Annotated in this window: 5 protein-coding genes; 3 read left to right on the forward strand and 2 right to left on the reverse strand. The window is 69.8% G+C overall.

Features of this window, described 5'->3' with window-relative positions; genetic code table 11:
- The 3 genes from G6021_RS12485 to msrB all read left to right on the forward strand — a co-directional run.
- Positions 1–607 (forward strand): alpha/beta hydrolase (locus G6021_RS12485; RefSeq protein WP_182641426.1); only part of this gene is annotated, 607 nt, incomplete at its 5' end.
- Between the two features lie 79 nt (positions 608–686).
- Positions 687–1,853 carry a glycosyltransferase 87 family protein gene (locus tag G6021_RS12490; RefSeq protein WP_182641427.1) on the forward strand — a complete coding sequence of 389 codons (1,167 nt, stop codon included), beginning with the start codon at positions 687–689 and terminating at the stop codon, positions 1,851–1,853.
- 9 nt (positions 1,854–1,862) lie between these two features.
- The gene (msrB, locus tag G6021_RS12495; RefSeq protein ID WP_182641428.1) at positions 1,863–2,303 is read left to right on the forward strand and encodes a peptide-methionine (R)-S-oxide reductase MsrB; all 441 of its coding nucleotides are present in this window, start codon (positions 1,863–1,865) and stop codon (positions 2,301–2,303) included.
- Between the two features lie 78 nt (positions 2,304–2,381).
- Here msrB and hemQ read toward each other — a convergent pair whose 3' ends face one another.
- Positions 2,382–3,077 (reverse strand): hydrogen peroxide-dependent heme synthase, encoded by a 696-nt coding sequence (gene hemQ, locus G6021_RS12500; RefSeq protein WP_182638614.1) that lies wholly within the window; start codon positions 3,075–3,077, stop codon positions 2,382–2,384.
- A gap of 3 nt (positions 3,078–3,080) precedes the next feature.
- Positions 3,081–3,676 (reverse strand): FAD-dependent oxidoreductase (locus G6021_RS12505; protein WP_182641429.1); only part of this gene is annotated, 596 nt, incomplete at its 5' end.

Raw genomic sequence — 3,676 nt, forward strand, 5'->3', positions numbered from 1 at the left:
GGCACGGGACCCGGGTGCCCGCGTGCCCGCCGCCCTCCTGTCCGACGTCATCCGCTCCGCCCTCGCCGACCTGTCCGGTGCCTCCGCGGCGGAGGCGTCCGAGGGGGACGTGATCCTCGGCGACATCGCGGAGGCGGGCCCGGGCGAGGACTCGCCCGGATCCCCGGTGCGTGCCCGGGCGGAGGCGTTGACGAGCTCGTCACTGCCCTATGTCGCGGGGTGCTCCGATCTGCCCCGGCGGGTGCCGGTGAGCCGCGTCCCGGAACTCGCCACAGAATGGACGGATGACGCACCCTTCGGGGAGATCCTCGCCGCCCAGCTGTCCGCGTGTTCGACCTGGCCCGTCCCGGGAGAGTCCACGCTGGAGCTACCTGGCGCCGCGCCCGTGCTGCTGATGGGTGGGATCGCGGACCCCGTGGCCGGTGCCGCCGCGCTGGAACCCACCGCGGGGATGCTGTCGGCCGCAGGGGCCGGCGACATCCGGGTCCTCACCTGGGGTGCACCCGGATCGCGCGTGGTCCTCCACTCCGCGTGCGCCAGATCGACCGTCACGGAGTTCCTCGCCGACCCGGCCACCGTCGACCGTTCCGTGGCCTGTCCCTCCTGACCGGGGCGCCTGCGTGGGGGCCGCGACCCGGGCCGGTAGCCTGCACACCGTGCCGTTGCCGACCCGAAGCACTGACTCCGTGCCCCGCCTGCTGAACCACATCCTGTGGCCGCTGGCGATCATGACCGTGATCCACCGCGTCCTGATCAAGGCCGTCAACGGATCGATCACCAACGACTTCGGGACCGTCTACGCGGCGACCAGACGTTTCCTCGCCGGCGAACCCGTGTACAGCGAGAACCTGCTCACGGTCCAGCCGCACTACCTCTACGCCCCGAGCGGCACCTTCCTGCTGGCCCCCTTCGGCGTGATCGACAACTACACCGTCGCGCGGTGGTTGTTCATCCTCGTCAACACCGCGGCGATCATCGGCGCGCTGTGGCTCCTCATGAGGTTGTTCGACCTCGACGTACGGTCGTTCGCGGCCCCGGCGATCCTCCTGGGGGCCTTCTGCACCGAGGCGGTCACCAACACCCTGGTCTTCACCAACGTCAACGGCGTGATCTTCCTGTGCCAGGTGGCGTTCCTGTACCTCCTCCACCGCCGGAGACTGTGGTGGGCCGGTGTGGCCATGGGCCTGTCCCTGGCCATCAAACCGATGCTCGCCCCACTGTTGGTCATCCCGCTGATACGCCGTCAGTGGCAGCCTTTCGTCGCCGCCGTGGCGATCCCCGCCGCCACCATGGCCGCGGGCTGGGCGCTCACCGTCGACGCCGGGCGGTACCTCGAGGTGACCGCGCCGTACATGGGCGAGGTGCGCGACTACTACAACAGCTCCCTCGCCGGCCTCGGTCTGTACTACGGCGTCCCCGAACCACTCATCCTGGTGGCCCGGATCCTCATCGTGGTGGCCACCCTGGTGGCCGTGTGGCTCCTACTGGACTACCGGCACAACCACGAGGTGCTGTGGTTGGCCACCACCTCCGGTGTCATCCTGGCCGGCGTGTTCCTGGTCTCCAGCCTCGGTCAGATGTACTACTCGATGATGCTCATCCCGATCATGCTCACCGTGGTCCTGGACAAGTCCCTGGTGCGCAACTGGCCCGCCTGGTTGGCGGCGTACGGGTTCTTCACGCTGGACTTCTGGGAGTCGGCCCGGTGGCCGTACTACGGGCGACTGTTGGAGTTCGCCCATCCCACGCTCGGATGGCTGTTGTTGCTGTGCACGGTGTTGGTGATCCTGCTCTGGCGGCGGACGGACCCGCGCCGTCACGAGCGGATCGCACCGGCCGCCGCGGCGGCGTAGCCTGCGGACATGAGTGAGCGCACCGACACCCCCTCCAACACGACGCAACCGGACTTCACCCTCGACGATGCCGAGTGGCGCCGCAGGCTGACCCCCGAGGAGTACCAGGTACTACGCCGGGCCGGCACCGAGCGGCCGTACACCGGGGAGTACACCGACACCAAGACCGAGGGGGTCTACCGCTGCCGCGGTTGCGGGGCAGAACTGTTCCGCAGTGACGCCAAGTTCGACTCCCACTGCGGCTGGCCCTCGTTCTTCACGCCGCTGGCCGGGGGGTCCGTCATCGAGCGGACCGACACGACCCTCGGGATGACCCGCACCGAGGTGGTGTGCGCGAACTGCCACGGCCATCTCGGTCACGTGTTCTCCGGCGAGGGCTACCCCACCCCCACCGACCTGCGGTACTGCATAAACTCGCTGAGCATGACCCTCGAGCCCGCCGAGGACTGAACGCACAACGCAGGGGCCGGCCGGGACGTTGTGGTCCCGGCCGGCCCCTCGCGTCGATCCCCGCGGCGCTGAGCCGTCTCAGGGCATCGTGGTGGCCAACTGCTCGGCGCTGATCCGGGGCCCGGTGAAGAACGGGACCTCTTCACGGACGTGACGCCGCGCCTCTGTGCTACGCATGACGCGCATCAGGTCCACGATCCGGTCCAGCTGCGGGGCCTCGAAGGCCAGGAGCCATTCGTAGTCGCCCAGAGAGAACGACGGCACGGTGTTGGCCCGGACGTCCGGGTACTCGCGGGCGGCGCGCCCGTGCTCGGCGAGGATCTGGCGACGCTCCTCGTCGGGGAGCAGGTACCACTCGTAGGAGCGGACAAAGGGGTACACGGAGATGTACGCGCCCGGCTCCTCCTCGGCGAGGAACGCCGGGATGTGGCTCTTGTTGAACTCGGCCGGTCGGTGCAGAGCGGTGTTGGACCAGTAGGACGTGCTGGCCCGACCCAGGATCGTGGTGCGCCGGAACTCGTTGTAGAACCGCTGCAGGTCCTCGATGTGCTCAGCGTGGGTCCAGATCATGAAGTCGGCCTCGGCGCGGAGCCCCGAGACGTCGTACAGTCCGCGGACCACCACGTCGGTGCCGTCGAACCGGGCGAGGAACCGCTCGAGGTCCGCGGTGACCGCGGCCCGGTCCTCCCCCAGCTCCCCGGGCGTCACGGTGAAGACCGAGAACATCAGGTAGCGGAGCGTCGAGTTGAGCTTTTTGTAGTCAAGGCGTGCCATGGCTCAATCCTGCCACCCGGCGGCCAACCGCCGGGCCGCGGCCCGTGCCGAACCGATGCACGCGGGCACTCCGACCCCCTCGGTCGCCCCTCCGACCACTTCCACCCCGGGCAACCGGTCCGCCAGTTCGGCCCGTACGCCCGCGATCCGGTCGGCGTGTCCCGGACCGATCTCCGCGAGCGCATCCTCCCAGCGGCGGACACGCGAGTACAGGATCGTCGGTGCGGATCCGCACACCCCGGCCAGGGCGGACTCGGCCATCCGGGCCAGTGCGATGTCGTCCGCGGTGAGCACGTCGTCGTCGTCGAGCCGACCGAACGACACCCGCACCAGGTGACCCGGTCGGGTGTCGAGGTGAGGCCACTTGCGACTGGTGAAGGTCATCGCCTTGAACGGGACCGGCTCGTCGGTGGCCACCAACACCCCGGAGAGCTCGGGCAGGTCGAGCCCCCGGTCCACCTCCATCGCCACCACAGCGGACGAGGCGGTCCGGATCCCGGACAGGCCGGACACGGCGCCGTCGACCCCACCGGCGGCGGCCAGGAGCGGCGCGGCGTGGGGGACGGGGACGGCGACGACGACGAGGTCGGCGTCCTCCA

The organism is Dietzia sp. CW19, from assembly GCF_014145265.1.
Classification (GTDB): domain Bacteria; phylum Actinomycetota; class Actinomycetes; order Mycobacteriales; family Mycobacteriaceae; genus Dietzia; species Dietzia natronolimnaea.